The organism is Staphylococcus sp. KUGN1 (assembly GCF_045984185.1).
In the GTDB taxonomy this organism is placed as follows: Bacteria; Bacillota; Bacilli; order Staphylococcales; family Staphylococcaceae; genus Staphylococcus; species Staphylococcus warneri_A.
In genome coordinates, this window is the sequence record NZ_JBJQIL010000001.1 from 1,079,555 (window position 1) to 1,102,556 (window position 23,002).

At 32.4% G+C, this 23,002-nt stretch carries 22 protein-coding genes, 2 pseudogenes and 2 other annotated features; of the genes and pseudogenes, 2 read left to right on the forward strand and 22 right to left on the reverse strand.

Features of this window, described 5'->3' with window-relative positions; all coding sequences use genetic code 11:
• Window positions 1-6: 6 nt before the first annotated feature.
• Window positions 7-120: a sequence feature (ribosomal protein L21 leader region), on the reverse strand.
• A 33-nt stretch (window positions 121-153) separates the two neighbouring features.
• The 4 genes from mreD to ACJQQZ_RS05320 all read right to left on the reverse strand — a co-directional run bounded on the left by mreD (window position 154) and on the right by ACJQQZ_RS05320 (window position 2,460).
• Window positions 154-675, reverse strand: a complete 522-nt coding sequence (gene mreD / locus ACJQQZ_RS05305; protein ID WP_107546679.1) for a rod shape-determining protein MreD — start codon at window positions 673-675, stop codon at window positions 154-156.
• Window positions 675-1,517 carry a rod shape-determining protein MreC gene (gene mreC, locus ACJQQZ_RS05310; protein WP_107536324.1) on the reverse strand — a complete coding sequence of 281 codons (843 nt, stop codon included), beginning with the start codon at window positions 1,515-1,517 and terminating at the stop codon, window positions 675-677. Before mreC ends, mreD begins: the two co-directional genes overlap by 1 nt.
• Before the next feature lie 238 nt (window positions 1,518-1,755).
• Window positions 1,756-1,905, reverse strand: coding sequence for a hypothetical protein (locus ACJQQZ_RS05315; RefSeq protein ID WP_002451791.1), 150 nt, complete (start codon window positions 1,903-1,905; stop codon window positions 1,756-1,758).
• Between the two features lie 75 nt (window positions 1,906-1,980).
• The gene (locus ACJQQZ_RS05320; RefSeq protein WP_124227812.1) at window positions 1,981-2,460 is read right to left on the reverse strand and encodes a DUF4930 family protein; all 480 of its coding nucleotides are present in this window, start codon (window positions 2,458-2,460) and stop codon (window positions 1,981-1,983) included.
• 161 nt (window positions 2,461-2,621) lie between these two features.
• On the opposite strand from ACJQQZ_RS05320, the gene ACJQQZ_RS05325 reads away from it, so the two are divergent.
• On the forward strand, window positions 2,622-2,801 hold the full coding sequence (locus ACJQQZ_RS05325; RefSeq protein ID WP_002451789.1) for a hypothetical protein: 180 nt from the start codon (window positions 2,622-2,624) through the stop codon (window positions 2,799-2,801).
• A gap of 64 nt (window positions 2,802-2,865) precedes the next feature.
• On the opposite strand, the gene ACJQQZ_RS05330 is transcribed toward ACJQQZ_RS05325, so the two are convergent.
• The 12 genes and pseudogenes from ACJQQZ_RS05330 to ACJQQZ_RS05385 all read right to left on the reverse strand — a co-directional run bounded on the left by ACJQQZ_RS05330 (window position 2,866) and on the right by ACJQQZ_RS05385 (window position 16,035).
• Complete coding sequence (locus tag ACJQQZ_RS05330) at window positions 2,866-3,147, reverse strand: hypothetical protein (protein ID WP_124227813.1); 282 nt, start codon at window positions 3,145-3,147, stop codon at window positions 2,866-2,868.
• A gap of 68 nt (window positions 3,148-3,215) precedes the next feature.
• Window positions 3,216-3,362: pseudogene (locus ACJQQZ_RS05335) on the reverse strand (JAB domain-containing protein); the annotation flags it as partial.
• A 160-nt stretch (window positions 3,363-3,522) separates the two neighbouring features.
• Window positions 3,523-4,140, reverse strand: coding sequence for a CadD family cadmium resistance transporter (locus ACJQQZ_RS05340; protein WP_103207738.1), 618 nt, complete (start codon window positions 4,138-4,140; stop codon window positions 3,523-3,525).
• Between the two features lie 79 nt (window positions 4,141-4,219).
• The gene (locus tag ACJQQZ_RS05345) at window positions 4,220-6,634 is read right to left on the reverse strand and encodes a cadmium-translocating P-type ATPase CadA (RefSeq protein ID WP_408023090.1); all 2,415 of its coding nucleotides are present in this window, start codon (window positions 6,632-6,634) and stop codon (window positions 4,220-4,222) included.
• A complete protein-coding gene (locus tag ACJQQZ_RS05350; RefSeq protein WP_103207742.1) occupies window positions 6,627-6,992 on the reverse strand; it encodes an ArsR/SmtB family transcription factor in 366 nt (121 codons plus the stop codon). Before ACJQQZ_RS05350 ends, ACJQQZ_RS05345 begins: the two co-directional genes overlap by 8 nt.
• A gap of 239 nt (window positions 6,993-7,231) precedes the next feature.
• A complete protein-coding gene (locus ACJQQZ_RS05355) occupies window positions 7,232-7,609 on the reverse strand; it encodes a DUF6262 family protein (RefSeq protein ID WP_103210450.1) in 378 nt (125 codons plus the stop codon).
• A 6-nt stretch (window positions 7,610-7,615) separates the two neighbouring features.
• Entirely contained in the window at window positions 7,616-9,508 is a 1,893-nt protein-coding gene (locus tag ACJQQZ_RS05360) for a tyrosine-type recombinase/integrase (RefSeq protein WP_408023091.1), read from the reverse strand.
• Window positions 9,505-10,590, reverse strand: coding sequence for a tyrosine-type recombinase/integrase (locus ACJQQZ_RS05365; protein WP_031775850.1), 1,086 nt, complete (start codon window positions 10,588-10,590; stop codon window positions 9,505-9,507). The genes ACJQQZ_RS05360 and ACJQQZ_RS05365 overlap by 4 nt, the downstream gene beginning before the upstream one ends.
• 133 nt (window positions 10,591-10,723) lie before the next feature.
• Window positions 10,724-11,263, reverse strand: a pseudogene (gene radC, locus ACJQQZ_RS05370) (RadC family protein); the annotation flags it as partial.
• Window positions 11,260-11,970, reverse strand: coding sequence for a prepilin peptidase (locus ACJQQZ_RS05375; RefSeq protein ID WP_124227815.1), 711 nt, complete (start codon window positions 11,968-11,970; stop codon window positions 11,260-11,262). The pseudogene radC and the gene ACJQQZ_RS05375, both read right to left, overlap by 4 nt.
• A gap of 157 nt (window positions 11,971-12,127) precedes the next feature.
• A complete protein-coding gene (locus ACJQQZ_RS05380) occupies window positions 12,128-13,393 on the reverse strand; it encodes a bifunctional folylpolyglutamate synthase/dihydrofolate synthase (RefSeq protein ID WP_124227816.1) in 1,266 nt (421 codons plus the stop codon).
• 11 nt (window positions 13,394-13,404) lie between these two features.
• The gene (locus ACJQQZ_RS05385) at window positions 13,405-16,035 is read right to left on the reverse strand and encodes a valine--tRNA ligase (RefSeq protein WP_124227817.1); all 2,631 of its coding nucleotides are present in this window, start codon (window positions 16,033-16,035) and stop codon (window positions 13,405-13,407) included.
• 42 nt (window positions 16,036-16,077) lie between these two features.
• Window positions 16,078-16,328: a binding site (T-box leader), on the reverse strand.
• A 57-nt stretch (window positions 16,329-16,385) separates the two neighbouring features.
• On the opposite strand from ACJQQZ_RS05385, the gene ACJQQZ_RS05390 reads away from it, so the two are divergent.
• The gene (locus ACJQQZ_RS05390) at window positions 16,386-16,946 is read left to right on the forward strand and encodes a DNA-3-methyladenine glycosylase I (protein WP_075778020.1); all 561 of its coding nucleotides are present in this window, start codon (window positions 16,386-16,388) and stop codon (window positions 16,944-16,946) included.
• A gap of 70 nt (window positions 16,947-17,016) precedes the next feature.
• Here the strand turns inward: ACJQQZ_RS05390 and ACJQQZ_RS05395 are convergent, their stop codons facing one another.
• From ACJQQZ_RS05395 to ccsA, 6 genes are all read right to left on the reverse strand, one after another.
• Complete coding sequence (locus tag ACJQQZ_RS05395) at window positions 17,017-18,081, reverse strand: AbrB family transcriptional regulator (protein WP_124227819.1); 1,065 nt, start codon at window positions 18,079-18,081, stop codon at window positions 17,017-17,019.
• 109 nt (window positions 18,082-18,190) lie between these two features.
• Window positions 18,191-19,477 carry a glutamate-1-semialdehyde 2,1-aminomutase gene (gene hemL, locus ACJQQZ_RS05400; protein ID WP_002451781.1) on the reverse strand — a complete coding sequence of 429 codons (1,287 nt, stop codon included), beginning with the start codon at window positions 19,475-19,477 and terminating at the stop codon, window positions 18,191-18,193.
• A gap of 31 nt (window positions 19,478-19,508) precedes the next feature.
• On the reverse strand, window positions 19,509-20,483 hold the full coding sequence (gene hemB, locus ACJQQZ_RS05405) for a porphobilinogen synthase (RefSeq protein WP_124227820.1): 975 nt from the start codon (window positions 20,481-20,483) through the stop codon (window positions 19,509-19,511).
• A 1-nt stretch (window position 20,484) separates the two neighbouring features.
• Window positions 20,485-21,153, reverse strand: coding sequence for a uroporphyrinogen-III synthase (locus ACJQQZ_RS05410; protein WP_124227821.1), 669 nt, complete (start codon window positions 21,151-21,153; stop codon window positions 20,485-20,487).
• Between the two features lie 21 nt (window positions 21,154-21,174).
• On the reverse strand, window positions 21,175-22,101 hold the full coding sequence (gene hemC / locus ACJQQZ_RS05415; RefSeq protein WP_124227822.1) for a hydroxymethylbilane synthase: 927 nt from the start codon (window positions 22,099-22,101) through the stop codon (window positions 21,175-21,177).
• A 67-nt stretch (window positions 22,102-22,168) separates the two neighbouring features.
• Window positions 22,169-22,981, reverse strand: coding sequence for a cytochrome c biogenesis protein (gene ccsA / locus ACJQQZ_RS05420; protein ID WP_124227823.1), 813 nt, complete (start codon window positions 22,979-22,981; stop codon window positions 22,169-22,171).
• Window positions 22,982-23,002 lie beyond the last annotated feature (21 nt).

A 23,002-nucleotide genomic window follows, 5' to 3' on the forward strand; every position in this document is an offset into this window, starting at 1 on the left:
CACCTCCTATATAATAAGTCACGCCATATATAGGTGACATATTCGTGATTTTAATAAATGTCATCATTAATTAAAATACAATTTGTACTTCGACCTATATTTGAGCGGTTGTATGTAGCCTGAAACTACTCAACTACTGCATCTTACCATTACTTATATCCTACTGTCAATCTTGATTTGTATTTTCCTCAAAAATTTTAACATGAGAGGAAATAAAATTGTTAACAGTAATAAATTAACTATAAATGTTGGTAATAATCTAAGCAATAAGAATTCAATTAGGTTAAATTGTATAAATCCAATCAATCCGTAAATTAACGCCACATATATTTCTATTAAAATGGTACTTACCAAAATAATAATAAATATCATGACTTTATCTTTATAGAATATTTTAAAGCATCTATCCATGACCACTACAGCTAATATATAACCAAACATGTATAGGCCATAAATGCTTCCATAATATAAATCAGTAATTAAACCCAAAAATATGGCTAGAACTAAAGCCACACCAAAACTACGATAAATGGTTAAAATTAACAAATACATTAAAGTTAAGTGTGGTACAAAAATGACATCAATTTTACCAAAGTGCATAGGAATGACTAAACCAATAATAGTATCAATATAAAAAAGTAGAATACCAATCAAGAAATAATATATTCCTCGCATTAGTTATCCCCGCTTTCATCTTTAGGAAGTGAAGAAGCGTCTCGCTTAGCAACATATACATGATTTAAATCTGATAAATCTGCACCTGTTTTTACTCTTACTTCTTTAGCTAAACCATATTGATCATTCTCTACACTTGTCACTTCACCTATGTATAAACTACTTGGAAGTTGATCTGCTAAACCACTTGTTACAACTTTATCGCCTTTAGAAATACTATCTTTATTATTGATATCACTAATAACTAATTCTTCGTTTTTCGCATCGTAATGATCTATTAAACCAAATACATTTTTAGATTTATGTTGTATATTAACTGATAATTTACCTGCTCTTGTATTCGTTGAAATCAAATCGACTTGTGAAGAAAATTGATTTACTTTAGTAGTTCTTCCAATTAACCCTTCAGATGTCATAACAGCCATATTATTTTTGATACCAGCTTTAGAACCTTTATCAATCACTATAGTATTCATCCATTGGTCTGGATTTCTTGCTATAACAGTAGTAGAAATCGGATCATATTTAGATATATCTTTCATATCTAATTCCTTTTTAAACTTCTTGTTTTCAGCCTCTAGACGTTGATTTTTAGCTTCTAATTGTTTGACTTTGTTTTTAGTTTTTTTCGATTCACCCATATTAAAAATATTACCAATTGCTCCAGTAACAAAATTTACAGGATAACTCATCACTCGTTGACCAAATGAAACAGAATCTCCTACATATTGCTCGGGAGGTGATTGAGTTTGAGAGCGAATAGACAAACCAATCAATGCAATAAAAACAATAATTGCACATAAAACAACAATGAGTTTGTTATTTTTAAAAAATTTAAGCACCCAGAACACCTCTTATAAAACTTTAAAATTTATTCTTCCTCACTATTCTATATTACTGCTGAAATGAAATAAAGCACTAACGCTTAATAAAATCATTTTATATCATAATCATTTACTATTGAAGAAAGCAACTTGCAATTTATCAATATTTATTAAGGTAATGATCTACTAATATATTATAAAGGATAAGTAAAAGACTACCAACTTGTCGTGAGTTGGTAGTCTTTAGTGCGTTACTCTATTCGTTCTCTTTTTGTTGTTTTTCTTGTTTCTTTCTCTCTTTTTTCTCATCTTCACTATAAAGTGTCTCTTCTTTTCTCCAACGTGCAAATAGATTTTGCGCTTTAGCTTGTTCGTTGGCACGTTTTTCTTTTGATTTTTCAACCATTGTCCACACCAACCTTTATCATTTTACTCTATATAAAGGCTAACGTATTTGAATAAGGATTTCAAACATGTGAATCTAATTATTTTCATATGCCTGTTCATTTTTTAAATCAATATTTTGGCCCAGTTCATGTAAATCCTGTTGCATTTCAAACTCATTATTATAAACTCTGATTGAATCAGAACCGAATTTATAAATAATGAATTCATCACCTCTTTGACCAGCTAAATATTCATCATTATATCCCATTCTACCTATTCCTGATACTGACATAAATTCTTTTTTATTTATCATATTAAATACATTTTTAATTTGACTTGCAGGTACGTTCTTAATTATATCATTATCTTCTATTGAATATCTTTTTCCATGTTGTGGTTGCTTTGTATTGTTATTTGGATTGTCCATATTTTGCTCAGTCTGATTTGGAGGATTGCTAATTGGATTCCACTCTTGGTCTCTTAAAAAAGGCGCATACTTTAATGCGATATAAATAATGATTAAAATAGCGATAACTGCTATAATATTTTTTATTATGCTGAATAAGAACCTCATAATATATCCTCCTTTTCCATTTAAGTTATTATATAAAATTATTAGTGAAAAATATATAGGTCTAAGGAAGTATCATAGTTGTACCTATAGACGGATGTATTCAATAATCAACTTTAGTATAATATTAATATGAGTTTCATGGCGTTAGGAGGTTTTCCATAATGAGTTTATTATCAATTATATTAATTGTATTACTTGTTATTTTACTATTTAGAGTAGGTATATCTATCATCCGCTTTTTAATATCTGTTGGTATAATACTATTATGTATTTATCTTGCTTATCAAGGAATTATTTGGCTAATGGATAATTATGATAAATTAATCGCATATATTCAATAATATAAAAGCTATGGGAATCAATGCAAAAACAATGCGTTAATTTCTCATAGCTTTTTTAGTAAATTTATTTTTTGAAAGTAGTAGATAAAAATCTAAAGAAAATATAACTTAATCCTAGTAAAACACCCCAAATTACACCTACAATTATTGAACCTAATATAACTAAACCAATAGATGCATGTGAATGAGATACTATTGTTCCAATGACAGTAGTCACTACAATCCCTAAAATTGACAGTCCTATAGTGTATAAAAAAAGTTTTATTGTCATTTTTTGATTTTTAGCATTTAATCGCATGATAAAAATAATGGGAATGAGTACTCCAATAATTAGAAATATAGTCAATTTAATGACCCCCTGATGTCTATTTTCACCTATTATACTATTCCAATTCTATTTATTCTAGGTGAAAACTATTCATTATCAAAGTAACCACACTCTACTAAACTTGTAAACTGATTATCGCCAATAATAATATGATCCAATACATTAATACCCAATATCATTCCACAGTCTCTTAATCTAATTGTCGTATTAATATCTTCTTCTGAAGGCGTTAAACTTTATCAAGAGTAAATTATGAAAAAAATGGTTTAAATCAATGTTCTTACTTTAAGTACATGTGTTTAACGTAAATGATAATTAGTTAAATATAAAAAGGTTATCCCAATCAATAGGATAACCTCTTTATACTTTACTTTATGGTTTGGATTCGCCACTTCAAAGAAGAAATGAAATCAGAGCATTGAATGTTCCATTTTCAAACAATATATAAATACCTAGCCCAATGAATACAATTGGTACAATCCAACGTTCATATTTCTCAATTGTTTCCGATATAAAATCGAAGGAAGCTAGACGGTAACTGACATAGCACAAAACTCCAACCATAATTAGAAAGACAATAGTGACAATAAAGATTTCAGACATACTTAAGGTCGTGAAGTACGGTATATAAATGGAAAAGTCATCCGCACTGGAAGCCAATACGATGAAAGTCATCGTCAAAAATAACTGATTAAATTTTCCAGAGGAGAATAAGGATAAAATGCTACTTTCATCTTCATCCTCTTCTCCTTTAATCCATATTTTCACGCCTAGGTAAAGTGGTAAAAGCCCAAGTAGTCCGATAACCCATTGCTGAGGAATTAAATTTACAACCCCCTGTGCAACTAAAAGACTTGCTCCTATCACAATTGCAGTCCCTATATATTGTCCTATCCAAATATGTTTTACCTGACCTTTTTTTACTTGCGAAAACAAAAGAATTAATATGACGAGATAATCAATTCCTGTTGCTACATATACCGCAGTAGCCGTCAGTATCGTCGCGATCATTTTATCATCTCCAATATTTTAGGGATAGGACTTTTCTTCAAAATGAAAAGTCCTTCCGTAAATTGCACACATATAGTACCTATTTATCCTTCACTCTCATCAGTCGCAAACTATTTAATGCTACCAAAATAGTGGCTCCCATATCGGAAAGAATCGCAATCCAAAGGGTTAGCCAGCCTGGAATAACCAATAGTAAGGCAATTATCTTAATTCCGATGGCAAACGTGATGTTCGCTTTGATGATATTTAGCGTTTTCCTGCTAAGTCTTACTGCAAATGGAAGCTTACTTAAATCATCTCCCATTAATGCAATATCAGCTGTCTCGATGGCAGTATCTGTTCCAGCACCGCCCATTGCAATGCCAACAGTGGATGCAGCAAGTGCAGGAGCATCATTGACGCCATCGCCAATCATAGCTACATTACCATGCTCGGCTTTCATTTTTTTAATATAGTCCAACTTATCCTGTGGCATCAATTCGGACTGAATATCAGAAACGCCTACATGAGCACCGATTGCTTCTGCGGTACCTTGATTATCACCTGTCAGCATAATTGTTTGCTTGATTCCTAACTGATGAAGTTTTTGAATCACATTTTTACTTGTTTCGCGGACCTCATCTGCTACAGCAATCACGCCGAGGATTGTTTGGTCCGTTCCAATAATCATGACCGTTTTCCCTTGGTTTTGTAAAACTTTCACTTTATTTTCAAACTCAAGGCTAAAATCGGAAACATTTAATTCTTTAAAAAGCCTTGGACTGCCAATGTAATAGGTTGTTCCATCTATATTCCCTTGAATGCCCCGACCTGTAATAGAAGTGAAGTCCTCCACTCTAACATCGGAATAAGTAATATTATCTTGCTCTGCTTTCTTCATTATTGCTGAAGCAAGTGGATGTTGTGATCGATATTCTAAAGCTGTAATAATGGAAAACAGCTCTTTTTCTTCTACTTGATCATTTAACACTTTAAAATCTGTTACCACTGGTACACCTTTTGTCAGTGTTCCTGTTTTATCAAATGCGATTGCCTTAATGGCTCCTAATTCCTCTAGATAGACACCGCCTTTAATCAACACACCTTTTTTAGCTGCATTTCCAATTGCCGAGACAATCGAGATTGGAGTAGAAATAACTAATGCACACGGACATCCAACTACAAGTACCGCTAATCCTTGATAAACCCAAGTATCCCAACTTCCACCAAAGAATAAAGGTGGAACGACTGCAACGAGCGCCGCAATAACCATAATGATCGGCGTATAATATTTCGCAAATTTATCTACGAATGCTTGCGCTGGAGCGCGCTCCCCTTGTGCTTCCTCAACCAGATGAATAATCTTGGAGATGGTTGTATCCTCTACGTATTTGGTGATTTTTACTTCAAGTAGTCCCTCTTCGTTAAGCGTACCTGCAAATACTTCATCATCTACCGTTTTGGCAACAGGGACAGATTCTCCTGTTATAGCAGCCTGGTTGACAGCCGACACCCCATTTATAATGATCCCATCCATGGCAATTTTCTCCCCTGGTTTGACGATCATAATATCACCCACGGCAATATCGTCCACATGGATCATTATTTCCTGACCATTCCGCCTAACAAGTGCTTCTTTTGGGGCAATATCCATCAATGAACGAATGGACTGTCTTGCTCTATCCATAGAAAAACGTTCAAGTGCTTCACTGATTGCAAAGAGAATGACAACAATGGATGCCTCTGCCCATTCACCAATGATGGCAGCTCCAATAACTGCAACGGTCATCAGGGTTTTCATGTCGAAATCAAAGCGTATCAAATTTTGAAAACCAACTTTAAATAGTGAATATCCGCCAATTACAATCGAACTTACAAATAACATGGAAGTTACAAGGTTATCTTCTCCATTTACAAAGTGAGAAAGGTAACCAAAAGCAATCATTAATGTGGCAAACAGCAATGTGCTGTGTTTTTTATAAAACGGTATTTTCTCTTCTTTAGGAGCCTTAGTGTCTTCTTTGACCGCTTGTATCGATGGATTCGCCAGTTTTTCAGGAATTACCTTAAGATTCTCGAAAGCACCTGCTTTTTCAAGCTCTTCAACCGATGCATTTCCATATACATCAATTTTGGAAGCGCCAAAGTTCACTTTTGCATCCTGAACTCCAGCTAGTTGTTTTACATTTTTTTCAAACTTCCCAGCACAGTTTGCGCAAGAAAATCCCTCCACACGGTAAACATTTTTATCTTCTGTTACCACTGGTTCGACCCGTCTTCTAGCCTTCTCTGGTGCCACTTTAAGATTCTCGAAAGCACCAGCCTTTTCCAGATCTTCAACAGTTGCACTGCCAAAGACATCAATTTTGGAAGCTCCGAAATTGACTTTCGCATCATGCACCCCTGGTAGTTCCTTTACATTTTTTTCAAACTTCCCAGCACAATTCGCACACGAGAAACCCTCCACACGGTAAACCTGTTTATCTTCTGTTAATGTTTTTGTTGAACTATCCAATACTAGCAACCTCCCTTTGATGCAAGAAAGCTTTTTCTACAAGCTGTTTAACATGCTCATCATCTAGTGAATAATAGACTAATTTTCCTTCTTTACGGTATGTTGCTATACCTAAATTTTTCAACAATCTTAAATGATAGGATGCCGTAGCCGTTGAAGATTCAATGATATTCGCTACATCACAAACACATAACTCTCCCTCTAAAGATAAAACATAAGCAATTTTAACCCTTGTATCATCTGACAGAGTCTTAAAAACTTTCGCTACATCCATAGGATTCTGTTTAGCAAGGTCTTTTTTAGCCCTGTTTACCTTATCTTCGTGAATACAGGTAACTTCACACATATCTTTTGTCATAATTATCCTCCTTATTCAAATGACTGTTTGTTTGATAATTATAATATATCCCACCATAAACAAATAGTCAAATGATTGTTTGATTATTATATATTAATATTACAATAAAAAAGATTGGTTTCTAATGTTAGAAACCAATCTTTTTAGAGATTTTAACCAGATTTTAAAGCATCTTAAACATAACTGCCCCGTTAGTTTAAGTACATTTCTTCACAATTCATTTATAGATTAACTTTTAACTATTCATTATTGTACAATTCTCCATATAATTTCTGAATTTGGTTTTTTAATTTTTTATTTTCCTCCTCTAATTCCTTAACTCTTGTTTTTAAAGTCTTAACAAGAACCCCTTCAGATCGAGAGCTTTTCTCAGATTTTGATACTATAATTGATGTTATTTGACGTTTACGAAGGGATTCGATTCTTTGCCTAATATCTTGTTCTTTATAAAGCCATGATTTAGAAACTTTGGCTTCCTTTGCTATTGAATTAAAATTAATAGCTTTACCTTCAATCGAAAATTTAGAAATCGCTTTGTCTACTTTTTCCCTTGTCTTTTGTGATTTCTGCTTCGCCAAACGTACAATTTCTGTTGTATTTCTAACTTGTTTATCCATTGATAATTACCCCGTCAAACTTCCAATGATTTGTTCTAAACGCTCTTTAACACGGCTATTAGTCTCTATTTGTCTTTGCCATTGTTTATCCTTTGCTATGGTTAATAACTCTTCTGTACGCTCTAACTGTTCTTCGTGCTGTGGTAAGAATTGCTTACTGGTACAGAAGTGAGTGCAATCTAAGCATGCATTCGCATGTGGACAACCACCTGCTATTACTGGCAATCTACAATAACCATTTGGAAGCACTTGTGCATTTATATTTTTCTTGAACCATTGAAGCTCTACATCATCGACTTCACTATCATCATCTAGATTGAGCACATCTCCATTATTGGTAACCAGTTTTTCTTGAAATTTAGTAAATTCATTTTTTAGAGTTTCATCAAAGATATGAGCGTATCTGCTTGTCATTTCTGGGCTTTCATGTCTCAAAAATTTCTGCACAATATGCTGGGGCACCCCGTTGTTAATCATTCTTGTTCCTACTGTATGGCGAAAGGCATGGGCATGGAATCTATAAATCTCGCCTGATTTATCCACTATATTTTGCTCATAAGCTAATTTATTTAACTCGCCTCTAAATGTTTCTTGTTTTAATGGCGATCCATCTTTTCTTGGAAAGAGGTATTCACTATCTGGAAATTCCTCTGAAACTTTATCTTCCCGAACTTTAATAAGTAAAGCTACCTCTTTAGATATTGGAACTATATGCTCCTTTTTCATTTTCCATTGATAATACTTTAAAAAGTAATCTCCATCTTTGTCCTCTAATAGACAGCCTTTTTTCAAGGTGCACAATTCACTTATCCTCATTCCACATTCTTGAACAATCATAGTCATCGTAGCTATATATTCGGGTAATTTATCAAGATGACTGTTCAATTGCTCTAGAACGAATTCGTCTATAAAGCGAGGTTTTGCTCTTGGTATTTTCGGATAGTCCTCGGGATAAATTAATATTTTGGAAGGAACATCATCCCATTCTAGCCTATGAAGGGTACTAAATAGTCCTTCCAATATAGAGATCCTCCCAGTTATTGTACTAGGTTTTATCCCCATCATGTTTAGTTCACTTAAATATGCTTCAATTTCCACTCTCGTTAATTGGTGTACTCTCTGAACGTGTTTAAACTTTATGTCCAGAAAATTAAAGAACTCTTTAAGTTTTTGGGCAATATCACTTACATAGGAAAAGCTATCCATGTTCAATCTTAACTTACAATATCTTTTTACAAGCTGTTTAAAATATGTATTCCGAAACCCTTTAAAGTTAATTGTATATTCATATTGTGTTGGGTTAACCTTATCATCTGGCAAAGGTAAGTTTCGTCTATCCCAAACGTCTTTATCCCACTCCTCTCCATCAAAATAAAAATCCTCATAAAACTCAATAAATTGTTTTAGATTAGTAACATAGTAAGAATTAGCTTTTACAGGTGTTTTTTCTTGATTAGCAGTAATCTTATAATTAGTGGTGGTAATTCTAACACCCTGTTTTGTCAAATATGTTCTATACTCCGTCATTGCTTTATCAATAGGAACTTCAGTAATTGAAGTAATGCTGGGATACTTTAAATCTAAAAAATCCAACATTTTATTAATTACTGTTCCTTTTCTAATCCAGACAGTTTTTGCATTCCATATTCCATTGTTTAAATGGTAAAAATAAAAATATTTCAATTCTGTTCTTAACCACAGATTTTTAACACGTTCAAAACGAACCCAACGATTTCTTAAAGCAGGATTCTTACTTAATTCTATGGCAGAAGGATGTGGACATTTTCTTATATCCCAACTATTATTAGCCCAAAACCCTTGCATTTCTTCATTCATTACAGCTATTTTTTTGCTGATCTCACTCTGACTGATAATTTTCCTTTTACTAGAAGCATTCATTTCTTATGCTCCTTTCTCTCAAGGTATTTATTAAACTCATTTTTCATATCCTGATCTGAAAGATGAACATAGGTATTTAACGTTGTCTGAACATGTGCGTGACCTAATCTCTTTTGAACGAACGCAACATCCCACCCTTCCCTAATTAGCTGCGTTGCGTGAGTGTGGCGAAGCATATGCGATGTAAATTCTATTCCAGTCCTTTTAACTATTCTTCTAACTAGATCAAGAACACTTTGGTACTTTAGTGGTTTCCCAAAATAGCCTTCTTTTAAGGAAATAAAAACATAGTCATGCTCCAATTCCTCACTATACTCATATACCAAGTAATCTGTATAAAGTGACATCAGTTCTTTACTCACATGTATTGTTCTTTCCTTCCTTAATTTAATATAAGCTTCATTAACATTAACATCTCTAGGTGTTAAATGGATTTGATTGTCCCAAGTGGCAATATCTTCAAGCCTAAGCGATAACACTTCACCGATTCTTAAACCACCCTCATACATAAGCATTAAAATTAACTTATCTCTTTTCGTATGACAAGCGTCAATAATTTGCTTAACTTCCTCTGCTGTCAATGTTCTTATCTGTTTCTTTTTAACCCTTAACTTTAAGACATTCTTTTGGTATCTACCCTTATTAACATGATGTAAAAATCCTTTGAAGTTTCTTCCCTTTGCTTGTTTAAATACATCAATTGATTTAAATTCTCCTAATCTACTTAAATAATCAAGAAAACTCATAACGGCATTTAAAATTGTATTAACTGTCGTTTCTTCTCTTATGGCTTCTTTTGACTGAAGATCAATTACATTATTTGCTGTTGGATATCTCAACCAACCTACGAAATCTGCTAACAACTCAAAGTTAATATCATTAAGAATAACGCCTCTCTGTTCCATGAACTCATACAGCAACTTTAAATGATAGCAGTATGCTTTAATGGTATTTGGAGACTTACCAGTGTTATCTAAGTATTTAATAAATTTCATTACTGGTTCAATTAGCTGGTATTCTTTATCTAGTAATAAATACAATGGATACGGCTTATTCTCCACTTCTATCCTTTGAACCCTCACACGCGCCCCCCTCTTTAAACACTTTAAGTACTACAAATTATAAACCTTGTTAATTTTTATTTAAAGTAAAATCTCCCTTTAACATCTCCTCCTGAACTACTTTAACTACTATTATTTATTATACTATGGTTAAAACATCACCTGATGGATGATTATGAACAACAATCATCGAATTACAAGATTCTTTAATAGCAACATTAAAAATTTCTCTAGGGTGAATGATAGAACTATTCAATGTTCCTACAAAGACACATTGTTGTTTGATAACAATATTTTTGGAATTCAATAAAAGCACATAAAAATGTTCTTGCTGTAAATCTTTAAGCTTCGACATCATCAGATCTGCGACATCAACAGGACAAGTAATTTTAAATACTTCCTGTTGAGATACACTATTTATCCGTTCCCCTATTTCAAATGCAGCCTTTAATGTTATAGCTTTATGATAACCAATACCTTTGACTTTGATTAAATTGTTAATTGATAACTTTTTCAATTCTTTCAACGTGGTTATACCACTTAATAATTCATTGGCAATTTCAATACTAGAACATCCCTTTCTACCTGTATTAATAAGTATTGCTAATAATTCTGAGTTTGATAATGATGCAGCGCCATTGGACACTAATCGTTCACGTGGTTTCTCCGAATTAGCCATTTCTTTAATCCTCAAAAAGGAACACCTCCCATTATTTCCGTCAATGATGGATAAAAGGATGAAACAAAAACAAAAGATAAAAAGATAAATGGAATAAGAGGAACATATTTAATATTGTGGTTGAAAAATATTTTAATAATAATGCTTAATATGCCACCAATCATAAAAGTGAAAAGAAAAAGGTAAAACATGAAGTTTATTGGTAAGAATAAAGATAGAATGTTAAATAGAAGGATATCACCATAACCGATATAACGATACATTAAAATAAAGAATAGGTGACTAATAATAAATGTAAGGAGAAAAGTATTTAGAAAGATTGGAGTCGTAAATAATAAAACAGTTGTGAAGATCATTAAGAAAATTAAGCTAATACAATAATCTTCAATATCATTAATTGACATAACCAATAAAAACAGAAAAGTCGTTAAATAAAACTGAGGATTGATATTAATTAATTGGTAATAAATAAGCAATATTGGAAGTATCGCAAGTAACTCACCTATCAAATAACTATATTTTAAAGGTTGCTTACAACATCTCGACTTACCTTTTAAAATAAGGAAACTAAAAATTGGAATGAAATCATAATATTTTAATTTGCTTTTACAATAATCACATTTGGATCTTAATTTTAAGTATCGCTTATCGAAGTGATCATTTGCAGAAAGTTGATATAAAAAGCTAAATAATATCGAGGATACATATGTATAAATAAGCATGACTACTCCTTTCAAAGCAATTATATCACAACATTAAAATAAAATACATATTATCATTTTTTTATAATTATAGGTGAAATAAGCTCCATAATTAACAAAAGAGCCAAGATTTCTAATTTTTTTAGAAACCTTGGCTTTATTTTTTGAATATTATTAGTTAATCAAAATTTGTTTTAGATTTAACTTCGCTAATAAAATATAAACTACCTGTGATAATTAGACCTTTTCCATCATAATTCTCTAAAAATTCTACATAATCATCTACTAGCTCAACGTTATCTCTATTGATATTTTCTGCTATTTCTTCTTTTGATAAGGCTTTTGGAAAATCAAAATCAGTGATATAAAAGTGAGACGCAATGTCTTCCAATTTGTTTAACATGTCACAAATAGGTTTCCCTTTAATTGCAGAAAATAATATATCAATTTGATCACGACCATAATATTGTTTAATCGTATCAATCAATGCGTCTACACTTTCATTATTATGCGCACCATCAATTATCATTAATGGATGTTCTTTGACTTGTTCAATTCTACCTATCCAATTGACTGACTCAATACCATCTATCATTTTATTGAAATCAAGTTCTATAATTCCAGCTTCGTTTAATTCAATTAATGCTGTTATAGCTAATGATGCATTTTCTTTTTGATGTTCACCCAACATATTTAAAATAATTGTTTCAAGTTCGTAATCTTTATATCTATAAGTAAATTCATCATCTTGAGAAATTACTATAATTTCTCTATCTAACTCAATAGGTGTTGCATTTTGTTCTACTGCATAGTCTCTAATATATTTTAAAGCATCTTCATTTTTCACTGAATAAATAACTGGTGTATTAGGTTTAATGATATCGCCTTTGTCTTTGGCTATATCTAAATAGGTGTTGCCTAAAATATCAGTATGATCTAAACCTATACTTGTTAAAATAGACATAATTGGATTAAATACATTGGTTGAATCGTTTTTAATACCTAAGCCCGCTTCAATAATAACAAAGTCAACAGGGTGTATTTCACCAAAGTATAAAAACATCATTGTAGTAATAATTTCAAACTCTGTTGCATTCCCTAACTCAGTTTCAACTTCTAACGATTCACTTACTGGTTTAACACGAGAAACTAACTCAACAATTTCATCATTTGAAATGGGATATCCATTTAAACTAATACGTTCATTAAAAGTTTCAATAAACGGAGATGTAAAAGTACCAACTTCATAGTTATTTTCAACCAATGCGGCTCTTAAATAAGCTACTGTCGATCCTTTTCCATTTGTACCGCCTACGTGTATGCCTTTAATATGTTGCTGTGGGTTATTTAGTTTTTCTAGCATCCATTCCACACGTTTAACGCCTGGTTTGATGCCAAACTTAGTTCTTTCATGTATCCAATACAAGCTATCTAGGTAATTCATGATACATACTCCTATGCTTTTAATTGTTCAATTCTTGCTTTAACACCATCATACTTTTCTTTGTAATGTTTTTGTTTTTCTTTTTCTTCATTAATAATTTTTTCAGGTGCTTTATTGACAAAGTTTTCATTGGCCAATTTCTTATCCACACGGTCTAATTCACTCTGTAATTTATCTAATTCTTTTTCTAAACGTGCAATTTCTTTATTCATATCAATTAAACCTTCTAAAGGTAAGATGACTTTACCTGCTAACACTACAGATGTCATTGCTTTCTCAGGAATGTCTATATCAACATTGATTGTCAATTCACTAGGATGACAGAATCGTTCAATATAATCAGCATTATCTGTTAATGTTGATTGAATATTACTATCTTTAGCCTGAATCATAATAGGAATGGCTTTAGATAATGGTGTATTAACTTCTAATCGAGATTGTCTAATTGATTTGATAATTTCAACTAATTGTTGCATTGTTTGCTTACTATCATCAAACATAAGTTCCTTATCTACTGTTGGCCAAGATGATTGAACAATTGTTTCGCCTTCATGAGGTAAACTTTGCCAAATTTTCTCTGTAACAAATGGCATAAATGGATGTAACATTCTCATAATACGATCTAACACATAACTTAATACAGAACGTGTCGTTTGTTTTTGGTCTTCATCCTCGCCATTCATAGGTATTTTACTCATTTCAATATACCAATCACAGAATTCATCCCAAATGAAATTATATAGTGCTCGACCCACTTCACCAAACTCATATTTATCACTTAAATCTGTAACTGTAGCGATTGTTTCATTTAGACGCGTTAATATCCATTTATCTGCTAAAGATAAGTTTCCTGATAAATCAATATCTTCTACATTAAAATCTTCACCAATATTCATTAAACTAAATCTTGCTGCATTCCATATTTTGTTAATGAAATTCCATACTGATTCAACCTTTTCAGTTGAGTAACGTAAATCTTGTCCAGGTGCAGAACCTGTGGCAAGGAAGTATCTTAAACTATCAGCACCATATTCATCAATAACATCCATAGGATCCACACCGTTACCTAAAGATTTACTCATTTTTCTACCGTCTTCCGCTCTAACTAATCCATGTAACAGAACATCATTAAATGGTCTACGGTCTGTGAACTCTAATCCTTGAAATATCATACGTGCAACCCAGAAGAAAATAATATCATAGCCTGTTACTAATGCATTAGTTGGGAAGTAACGTTTAAAATCTTCTGCATCTACGTCTGGCCAACCTAGAGTTGAGAATGGCCATAAAGCACTTGAGAACCAAGTATCTAAAACATCTTCATCTTGAGTCCAATTTTCTATATCTTCTGGTGCATTTTCACCTACGTAGACTTCGCCAGTTTCATTGTGATACCAAGCAGGAATTTGATGCCCCCACCAAAGTTGTCTTGAAATTGTCCAATCTCTGATTTCTTCCATCCATCGATTAAATGTATTTTCAAATCTAGGTGGGTAAAAATCAATACGATCATCGGTTTTTTGATTATCTAAAGCACGTTGTGCTAAAGGTTTCATTTTAACAAACCATTGTGTAGATAAATAAGGTTCTACTACTGCACCAGAACGTTCAGAATGACCAACAGAATGCATATGTTCCTCAATCTTAATAACCAAACCTTGTTCTTTTAAGTCTTCAACTAATTGTTTACGACATTCAAAACGCTCAAGTCCTTCATATTTACCAGCATGATGATTCATGTGACCTTTTTCGTCCATAACGATAATGTTTTCTAATTGATGACGTTGACCAATTTCAAAGTCATTAGGATCATGTGCCGGCGTTACTTTCATAGCACCCGAACCAAAGTCGATATCTACATATTCATCTGCTAATATAGGTAATTCTCTACCAACAATTGGTAATATCACCTTTTTGCCAATAACATCTTTGTATCTCTCGTCATTTGGGTTAACAACAATAGCTGTATCACCTAACATCGTTTCTGGGCGTGTTGTAGCGATTTCAATATATCCATCTCCATCAGCATATGGATATTTAAAATGATAAAATGCACCTTGTACATCTTCATGAATCACTTCAATATCAGATAAAGCCGTACGAGCTTGAGGATCCCAGTTGATTATACGTTCGCCTCTATAAATAATACCTTTGTTATAAAGATCAACAAATACTTTTTTAACAGCTTTACTTAAACCGTCATCCAAAGTAAAACGTTCTCTACTATAATCTAAACCTAACCCTAATTTAGCCCATTGTTTACGAATGAAGGACGCATATTCTTCTTTCCAATCCCAAGCTTGTTCTAAGAATTTTTCACGACCAATATCATGACGTGAAATACCTTGTTCATTTAGTTTAGCTTCTACTTTAGCTTGTGTAGCGATACCAGCGTGATCCATACCAGGTAAATATAAAGTGTCAAAACCTTGCATACGTTTCATGCGTGTAATGATATCTTGTAATGTTGTATCCCAAGCATGACCTAAATGTAATTTACCAGTTACATTTGGTGGTGGAATAACGATTGTATATGTTTCTTTATTAGTGTCTTCTGATGGTTTGAAATAACCATTTTTTACCCATTCATCATATCTTCCAGCTTCTACTTCGCGTGGATTATATTTCGGCTTCATTTCCATAAAGTAAATCCTCCTCAAAAATAAAAAACACCCATCCTATATACATAGGACGGATGTTCCGTGGTACCACCTATATTCAAGAAAGTAGTTAGTCTGTATATGTCTCAACCTTCTACTTTCGAGCACTCTAGAATTTGATTAACGCTCAAACACGCTTTTGCCTACTCTTTTCTTCGTTCAATCAGCAAAAGGACTAAGTGGGCTACCTTCAGTAGTAATTATTGTGTATTTTCACCAACCATACACTCTCTAAAAAATAATTAAAACCTACTCTTCCCAAATGTTATATTCATTTACTTAATTATAGTATAATGGAAATTCGCATAAGTCAATCTATTAGGAGGAATTTTATGAACCCTTGTGCCTTTGGTACCAAAGATCCAATTTATATAGAATATCATGATCAAGTTTGGGGTCAACCGATGTACGATAGTAAAGATTTATTTAAACTATTGGCTCTAGAATCTCAACATGCTGGTCTATCTTGGCTTACGATACTAAAAAAGAAATCCGCTTATGAAGAGGCATTTTATCAGTTTGAACCTAAAAAGATAGCGGCAATGACTGAACAAGATGTCGACAACTTAATGACATTTCCTAATATTGTCCATCACAGAAAGAAATTAGAAGCTATTATTGCACAAGCGAAAGGTTATTTAGAAATTGAGAAGGATTATGGTAGTTTCAGTACGTTTTTATGGTCTTATGTTGATGGTAAACCTATCGACATGGGATATGTAAAGCCTGAAGATCGTATTACGGTAGATGACCGTGCTAAAGCAATTTCCAAAGATTTAAAAAAATATGGTTTTAAATTCCTAGGACCCGTAACAGTATTTTCATTCTTAGAGGCAGCTGGATTATATGATGCGCATTTAAAGGATTGCCCTCAAAAACCAAAACATGATTAAAATTTAAAAGACGTATATCATAGCTTTCTCAATAAGCATTTGATATACGTCTTTTAATTCTATTAAATATCTACGACCGTTTAGCTCTATATTTCAAAAAGTAATTAATTAATGGTGCGATTAAAAACAAAATAAAGAAGATTCTAAATATATGATAACTCGATATCATAGCCACATCTGCACCTGTTTCAATCGCAACTAATACTATTTGACTCATACCACCTGGTGCTGCGCCTAAAAACAACTCGTTGATTGAATCATGTGTAAATAAATGTAAGATACAAACCATTACGAAAGCACTTAATATAAGCATTATATTTTGAAACGCAATCGCTACGGCTATTCTACCTTTCAAGTCTGAAAGCAAACGAGCAATCTGTAACCCTATTCGAATCATATACACTACTTGTGCTGATGCTAGTAACCAATTATCTAATGCAAATGTTATATCAGTCGTAATATTCCAAATGATTAAGACTATAATTGGTGCCAATAATTGTTTTGTTGGAAAATTGATCTTAGCCATTATCCAATAAACTACAATGATTGCTAACACAAGAAATATAAATTGCCAAATGTTTAAAATATCTGTTAACGGTTTCGCTTTAACTATTGGTTCTCCGCTACTATGATCATTTTGAAAGAAATATGAAATTAAAGGTACTAAAATAACAACGAAAATAATTCTTGATGTTTGTGTTAAACTAACAACTAAAATATTCGCCTTTTTATCTTCCTCTGCCATGACTAACATTTGGCTTAAAGCACCCGGAATGACACTTAGTACAGCTGTTTCGGTATTTACATCTGCAATCTTCTTAAATAATAATGCGATTAATAGTGCTAATACGAGCAAAAGAACTGATACAAGAATAATTGTTAACCAACTTGCTTGAATATCTTTTATGACAGTTCTAGTGAATGTTGATCCTATTTGAACACCTAAACAAATCAACCCAATTTGACTGATCCAAAACGGCCATTTAATGTTTAATTTAAATATTTTTATACATATTATAGCCGCTATAATGGGCCCGAACATAAAAGGTAATAATATATGTGATACCTTTAATAGCAAACTTATAAAAATGGATAATGCTAATATAATTAGGTTATTTCTATTTATTATTTTCATACGCACACTACCTTTTATAAATGTGTGAAATGATGTGAAATTTACTTATATAAATTAAGAGCCTGGGTATAATGAGATATCCCAGGCTAAAATATCATTAATTTAATTTTTATTTTACAATACGACTTAATGAATTATCAAATGCTTGAATTGTTTTTTCAATATCTTCTTGAGTATGCGCCGTTGATAAGAAAGTGCCTTCAAATTGAGATGGTGGTAAGAATACGCCTTCTTTTGCCATTTCTCTATACATCTCACTAAATAATTTCAAGTCACTTTTATTGGCTTGTTCAAAGTTTGTGACTGGCCCTTCATTTAAGAAATAACCAATCATTGAGCCAGCTCTATTAACAGTGATAGGAACTTGATGCTTAGCAAAGACTTCTTTTAATCCTTTTTCAAGTAAATCTCCAAGTTCATTAAAATAATCATATGATTCAGGTGTCAATTGACTAAGTGTTTCATATCCACTTGTCATTGCTAATGGATTACCTGATAAAGTACCTGCTTGATAAATATTGCCTACTGGTGCAATATGGTCCATAATCTCTTTTTTACCGCCAAACGCTCCAACAGGTAAACCACCACCTATTACTTTGCCTAAACATGTTAAATCTGGTGTGACACCAAAATAACCTTGGGCACAGTTATAACCAACTCTAAAGCCAGTCATAACTTCATCAAAAATCAATAAAGAACCGTATTCATTAGTAATGTCTCTTAATCCTTGTAAAAAACCTTCCACAGGTGGCACTACACCCATATTACCAGCAACTGGTTCAACAATAACTCCAGCGATATCATCACCATATTTTTCAAAAGCCAAACGTAATGAATCTAAATCATTATATGGCACAGTTATTGTATTTTTAGCAATGCCTTCAGGTACACCAGGTGAATCAGGTAAACCTAATGTTGCCACACCTGAGCCAGCTTTAATTAATAATGAATCGCTATGTCCGTGGTAACAGCCTTCAAATTTAACAATTTTATTGCGTCCAGTATAACCACGCGCTAATCTTAATGTATCTAATGTAGCTTCTGTGCCTGAAGATACCATTCTAACTTTTTCAATTGAAGGTACTCTATCAATTACTAATTGTGCTAGTTTATTTTCTTGTAATGTAGAGGCACCAAAACTAGTGCCATTATCCACTGCCTTATGAAGATTTTCGATAACTTGTTTATTTTTATGCCCTAAAATAAGCGGCCCCCAACTTAACACATAATCAATATATTCATTACCGTCAATATCATATATTTTTGAACCTTCTGCATGATCCATAAAAATTGCAGGTGTGTCCACTGATTTAAAAGCACGTACTGGACTATTTACACCGCCAGGCATTAAATCTTCAGCAATTTCCATTGCTTTAATTGATTTTTCATATCCCATAAATGTTGCCTCCTCTTTATTATCCTCTTTGTTATTTATCTAAATAATGACAAATATCTTTAGCAAAATAAGTAATAATCATATCTGCACCGGCACGTTTCATTGAAACCATTTGTTCCATCACAATCTTTTCTTCATCAATCCAACCATTTAATGCAGCAGCTTTTGTCATACTATATTCACCACTAACATTGTATGCAACAACAGGAACATTAGTATGATTTTTAACATCTCTAACGATATCTAAATAACTTAAAGCAGGTTTAACAATCATCATGTCACAACCTTCTTTTAAGTCACTTTCAAGTTCTCTCAATGCCTCTAAACGGTTGGCAGGATCCATTTGATATGTTTTACGATCGCCGAAAGAAGGCGCTGAATCAGCAGCGTCTCTGAATGGCCCAAAGAAACTTGATGCATATTTAATACCATAACTCATGATTGGTACATTTTGATAGCCGGCATCATCAAGTCCTTGTCTAATTTCAGTAACAAATCCATCCATCATATTACTTGGTGCAATGATATCTGCACCTGCTTCTACTTGAGAAATTGCTGTTTTGACTAGTAATGGTAATGATTTATCGTTATCTACATCATGTGTGTGGTCGTTAATCACACCACAGTGACCATGATCAGTATATTCACATAGACATGTGTCAGCAACAATCAATAAGTCACTATACATTTTTTTAGCAATGCGTGTTGCTTCTTGCACTACTCCATTATGATCATATGCACCAGAACCAACATCATCTTTATCGTTTGGTACACCAAAGAACATAATTGCTCTAATACCTAAGTCATACGCTTCTTTAATTTCATTGTGTAATAAATTTAAACTGATTTGATATACACCAGGTAATGATTTGATTTCAGTTTTAACATCATCTTTTTCAACTACAAAAATTGGGTAAATTAAATCTTCTTTTCTTACATGTGTTTCGCGAACCATGTCTCTCATTGTTTGAGAAGAACGAAGTCTTCTATGTCTATCAAATTTCATTTTAGTCCCTACTTTCTACTACTTTGTCTATCAATGACTCTAACGTTTGTTTATTTGCAACAATAGCTGGTTGATTATATGAATGTAGTGTATTTGCTGTTTGCTTGCCTATTGCAAAATAGTAATCAAACTTAGGTATTGGGTCTTCATTAAAATAATAACGTACTGAAGATGAACTTGAAAATGTTAATGCATCAATTTTGCTATTAAAAATTAATGATTTAACTTCATCTATATGTTTGTAATGTGGTACTGGCTCGTACAAATCAATTTTAACAACATTATTATTACGAGCTAATGTATCTCTCAATAGAGGCCGTGCTTGTTTACTAGAAGGTATTAATATTCTTTGATTATATTTTTGAAATTGATTAATCAACCCTTCTTGTGAGTAATCTTGTGGAATTAAATCTACAGGAATTTTTAATGCACGACAATATTGAGCCGTTTTTTCACCAACAACTGCAATTTTTTTGAAATTAACAACATGCATATAAGGTGAAAAGAACTTAACCGCGTTTTTAGACGAAAAAATAAGCCAGTCATAGTTATCTTTTAACAAACGCGAATCAAATTCAAGTGGTTTTATATCTATAAATGGTTTGTGAATAATCGTAACCAAATCACTTTGAATTTTACTTGTTTGCGTCATAACTACAACTGGTTTCATTTTAAATAGTCACCTCGAAGATTATTGTTCTTCATTTAATTTTCTAATAATTTCATATGCGCCTTGTTCTTTTAGAACACGGCTTACTTCTTTACCTAATGCTGTTGGAGATTCGCCAATAGCTGTATGTTCATATCGTTCTGTTCCATCAGGTGTCATAATTAGTCCAGTAAATTCGATTTGCTGTTGACTATTAATTGTTGCATATCCACCAATTGGTACTTGGCAACTTCCATCCATTTCGGCTAAAAATGTTCTTTCTGCTGTAACGCATTTTTCAACATCTTTATTATGAACCTCTTTTAATAGTTCTAATAATTCTTCATCATCACTTCTGCATTCAATACCAAGTGCACCTTGACCGATAGCTGGTAGTAAAATATCTTTATCTAAATAGGTTGTTACGATATCATCAGACCAACCCATTCGTCTTAAACCAGCTGCTGCTAGGATAATAGCATCGTAGTCTTCTGTTTCAAGTTTTTGCAATCTTGTATCAATGTTACCTCGTATCCATTTGATTTCTAGATGAGGATACTTAGATAAAATTTGAGCGCCTCTTCTTAGTGAGCTTGTTCCAATAATGCTACCTTCAGGTAATTCTCTTAAAGGTGTATGATTTTTGGAGATATAAGCATCAAAAGGGACCTCTCTATCAGGTATACAGCCTAATGTTAATCCTTCAGGAATCACACTAGGTACATCTTTTAATGAATGAATAGCCATATCAATTTGTTTTTCAAACAATTCATTTTGAATTTCTTTAACAAATAAACCTTTACCACCAACCTTAGATAATTGCTTATCTACAATACGATCACCTTTAGTAACTATTTCCTTAATTTCAATATCCAAGTCAGGACGTACCTGTTTCAATTTATCAATAAATTGCTGACTCTGAGTTAAAGCTAGTTTACTTCTTCTTGATCCTACTACTAACTTGCGCATGTTTTGCTGCCTCCTAGAAAAACACTCGTTCTCTTTTCCAACCTATCAATAAACACTACAAGCTAATTTACGAAAAATGTGTAGTGAAAAATAAGTTGAACATACATAAACAGAATAAAATAATATTAAAACATATAAGATTCTTTTGATTGATAATCTTTTTCACTCTAAATATTAAATAAATACCATACAATAGTGTAATAACTGAAGAAAAAATAACTTTTGGATCAATAAATATTTGTTGACCTACTGAAAATACACCCCATTGTGCTCCCAGGATAATACTAAATATAAGTATAATCCATCCTGCCAAAGTGGTGAAAAAGACAATGGACTCTAATGTAGCTACACTGCCTATTCTAAAATACTTCTGATCAAAATTCTTTTCTTTCAAATTACGATATTGAATGATATAAAGTAAACAATTTACGAAAGCTAAAGCAAAGAATGCATAGCTCAAAATTGCCAAACCAATATGGACAAGTAACAATTCGTTTATAACTGCCACTTGTTGTACTTGACTATGATACCGATCCGGCTGAAATGTATTCATTGCCATTAATACAAAACCAATTAAATTTAAAAAGAACACAGAAAAATTTAATGCTTTTATCACATTCAAAATGAGTGATAAAGAGATTATAATCCACGTAAGTGAGAAAAATACATCAAACAGTGATCCTAATGGAGCATGTTTTGTTTGTATAATAAAAACAGATAAAGAGATTGTTTGTAATACCCAAACAATCCTCAATGTATATATGCCAAATACTCTAATCTTATGACTTTTGCGTACAAAATCTAGAAAATAGCAAACAATGCTAATTAAATATATGATTAATATTATTTCATGAAATCGAATAAACAGGTTTTCTTGCATATCATCACCATATTAATATGC

What these genes read in the sequence shown, in the direction of transcription:
- mreD (WP_107546679.1), bottom strand. Translation starts at nt 675, where the DNA reads ATGCGAGGAATATATTATTTCTTGATTGGTATTCTACTTTTTTATATT.
- ACJQQZ_RS05315 (WP_002451791.1), bottom strand. Translation starts at nt 1,905, where the DNA reads ATGGTTGAAAAATCAAAAGAAAAACGTGCCAACGAACAAGCTAAAGCG.
- ACJQQZ_RS05320 (WP_124227812.1), bottom strand. Translation starts at nt 2,460, where the DNA reads ATGAGGTTCTTATTCAGCATAATAAAAAATATTATAGCAGTTATCGCT.
- ACJQQZ_RS05325 (WP_002451789.1), top strand. Translation starts at nt 2,622, where the DNA reads ATGAGTTTATTATCAATTATATTAATTGTATTACTTGTTATTTTACTA.
- ACJQQZ_RS05340 (WP_103207738.1), bottom strand. Translation starts at nt 4,140, where the DNA reads ATGATCGCGACGATACTGACGGCTACTGCGGTATATGTAGCAACAGGA.
- ACJQQZ_RS05350 (WP_103207742.1), bottom strand. Translation starts at nt 6,992, where the DNA reads ATGACAAAAGATATGTGTGAAGTTACCTGTATTCACGAAGATAAGGTA.
- ACJQQZ_RS05355 (WP_103210450.1), bottom strand. Translation starts at nt 7,609, where the DNA reads ATGGATAAACAAGTTAGAAATACAACAGAAATTGTACGTTTGGCGAAG.
- ACJQQZ_RS05360 (WP_408023091.1), bottom strand. Translation starts at nt 9,508, where the DNA reads ATGAATGCTTCTAGTAAAAGGAAAATTATCAGTCAGAGTGAGATCAGC.
- ACJQQZ_RS05375 (WP_124227815.1), bottom strand. Translation starts at nt 11,970, where the DNA reads ATGCTTATTTATACATATGTATCCTCGATATTATTTAGCTTTTTATAT.
- ACJQQZ_RS05380 (WP_124227816.1), bottom strand. Translation starts at nt 13,393, where the DNA reads ATGAATTACCTAGATAGCTTGTATTGGATACATGAAAGAACTAAGTTT.
- ACJQQZ_RS05385 (WP_124227817.1), bottom strand. Translation starts at nt 16,035, where the DNA reads ATGGAAATGAAGCCGAAATATAATCCACGCGAAGTAGAAGCTGGAAGA.
- ACJQQZ_RS05390 (WP_075778020.1), top strand. Translation starts at nt 16,386, where the DNA reads ATGAACCCTTGTGCCTTTGGTACCAAAGATCCAATTTATATAGAATAT.
- ACJQQZ_RS05395 (WP_124227819.1), bottom strand. Translation starts at nt 18,081, where the DNA reads ATGAAAATAATAAATAGAAATAACCTAATTATATTAGCATTATCCATT.
- hemL (WP_002451781.1), bottom strand. Translation starts at nt 19,477, where the DNA reads ATGGGATATGAAAAATCAATTAAAGCAATGGAAATTGCTGAAGATTTA.
- hemB (WP_124227820.1), bottom strand. Translation starts at nt 20,483, where the DNA reads ATGAAATTTGATAGACATAGAAGACTTCGTTCTTCTCAAACAATGAGA.
- ACJQQZ_RS05410 (WP_124227821.1), bottom strand. Translation starts at nt 21,153, where the DNA reads ATGAAACCAGTTGTAGTTATGACGCAAACAAGTAAAATTCAAAGTGAT.
- hemC (WP_124227822.1), bottom strand. Translation starts at nt 22,101, where the DNA reads ATGCGCAAGTTAGTAGTAGGATCAAGAAGAAGTAAACTAGCTTTAACT.
- ccsA (WP_124227823.1), bottom strand. Translation starts at nt 22,981, where the DNA reads ATGCAAGAAAACCTGTTTATTCGATTTCATGAAATAATATTAATCATA.